The organism is Rhodanobacter terrae (assembly GCF_042657005.1).
GTDB lineage: Bacteria > Pseudomonadota > Gammaproteobacteria > Xanthomonadales > Rhodanobacteraceae > Rhodanobacter > Rhodanobacter terrae.
On the sequence record NZ_JBHSNG010000064.1, the window covers coordinates 1 to 2,239 of the forward strand.

The window sequence follows — 2,239 nt, forward strand, 5'->3', positions numbered from 1 at the left end:
CTCACAGCGCCAGGGCGAACTTGACCATGACCTGGCCCGACCGGTAGCTGTGGTTGAACTGGTAATCGTAAGCGCTTTCGAGTGACCACCTGGTGCTGCTGGCGATGAGAAGGCCGGCGCCCAGGTCCATCAGATCCCGTCCCGGCTTGACGCCGGTGGCCGTGAATGACGGGCCGCCACTTTCGAAGGCTGCCGTACTGCTCATGGCTTCGCCGCGGAACGAATGCAGCCAGTTGGCATGCACCTCGGGACGTACGGTCAGCGGGCCGGCATGGGCGAGATCGCGGGCGAGTTTCACGCCGAGGCCCGACTGGAGGAAATCGTCACTCCGCGCATCGACCTTGAGATTGACGGCATTGCCGCCGGTTTCGCTGTAGCCGGGAGTCTTCAGACGGGTGTACTGCAGCGTGGCGGTTGGCGTAATGACGGTACGCCCGTCGCCCACGAAAAAGTGGTAGCCGGTCGCTGCAAACGCAGTGTACTGATGGCCGCTGTAATCGGCTCTCGCGGTCTCGCCGATGCCCTGAAACACGACCCGGCGCGAGCTCGAATAGTCATCCAGTCCATACACGAGGGCTGCATCGACAAACCAGGGACCCGGCGCATAACCCAGATAGGCGGTTGCCTGGTAAGAACGGATGTTGCCCCGACTCTGCGCGTCAAGGCCGTCAAGCGTGGAGCGGGCGTATCGGACACCGACACCGGCGGTGGTCGCCTGACTGAGCGGAATATCGAGGCCGAGCATCGTGCCATAACTGTTGTCGGTATAGCCCTCGTATCCGTTGTTGTCGCGCTGCGTGCCGGCAGAGCCGTAGGCAGCCACCCATAGTTGCGGGTCCCGCTTGTCGGATTGGCATGCTGTCGCATCATCCTGGCGCTGTTTGTTCCGCTCGTCGGGCTGGTCACCCTGCGCACAAGGGCGTTGGGTGCTTTCCATATGCGCGGCCCACAGTCCCTGCAACTGCTGGGTAACGCGGTAACTCGCCTGCGGCGCGGCGAGACTGGCCGCGCCGGGTTGGAGTTGCGCCAGCGCACCGGCGACGGCGGTGGCGTTCGGCAGCAACGTAATCGCCGTCAACAGCGGTGCGGTTGCCGGTGTCAACGGCAGGGCGTCGATGACCGGGGCGACGACCGGGGCGGTCGGATTGGCTACCGGTGCCACGACGGTAGCCAGCGGAATCTGGGTCGCGATGATCTGCACCCGGCCGTTCGTGGTGGGAGCTGCCGAAAACAGATAGCGCGTGGTGTTGCTGGTCGCCGTCACGGTGCTGCCGTTGGTACCGCTGGTGGCATCGACGATGTTGAAAATGCTGCCCACCGGGATCGGTCCGGTGACGGTCACGTTGACCTGCAGCGCGTTGCCGATGGTGGCCGCGCCAACCGGCACGATCTTGCCGTAAAGCGACGGACTGAAGATCGTGGTGTTGATGGTGCCCGCCACCGGAATCTTGAAGGCACCTGCCACATTGAGGGTATTGGTATCGAGCGAGTAGGCTGCGGCATTCGCCTGGCCGGTGATCAGCGCATTGCCGCCGACCACGTTGATCTGCTTGAGTCCGCTCGCGGCGCCGACGGCACCGTCCAGGATGCTGTTGGCATGCAGGGTCAGCGTGCCGGTGCCGGCTCCCGCCGAATTGGTGATGGCGGCCTTGACGGTCTGACCGGCGCCGACGTTGATGAAGCCGTCGCCGGCAAAATCCATCGTCGATCCGGTGTTGCTGGTAAAGCCGTTGTTGAAATTGACCGTGCCGGTGCCGGCCACCGAGAACGTCGTCGAGTAGACCGGGCCGTTGAAGGCAACCGTATTGGCATTGGCGCCAGCGGAAATATTGAGGAAGGTCGTGCCGGTCGCACCGACGAAGCCGGTTACCGTCGAGCTGTTGTTGAACAGGATGCTCGCCGTATTCGCGGCGTTCGTGGTGATCGCGCCGCCGGGATCATTGCCCGTATTGATGTCCTGGGCGCCGACGGTGAGCAGGCCGGGGCCTTGCGTATCGACGCCGCTGGCCACGCCGACCGGATTGACCACGCCGGGCAGCACGACGACTTCGCGCGCCACGGTCATGGGCAGCCAGGCCACCATGGCCGAGCCGAGGAGGGGAATGAGGAGTGTTTTTTTCACGGGGATGTCCTGCTGGGTGTGCGAACGAAGCTCGCGGTAGTGCTTGGCCCACTGGGTCAGCAGGTGCGAAACGCTCGTCAGTCCCCGTTTGGCGTATCACCCCGGAGGTAAACGTGT

1 protein-coding gene is annotated in these 2,239 nt (G+C 64.0%); it reads right to left on the reverse strand.

Translation table 11 applies throughout. From position 1 onward, the window contains the following. Position 1 precedes the first annotated feature (1 nt). Positions 2-2,122, reverse strand: a complete 2,121-nt coding sequence (locus ACFPPB_RS20185) for an autotransporter family protein (RefSeq protein WP_377330441.1) — start codon at positions 2,120-2,122, stop codon at positions 2-4. Positions 2,123-2,239: the final 117 nt, after the last annotated feature.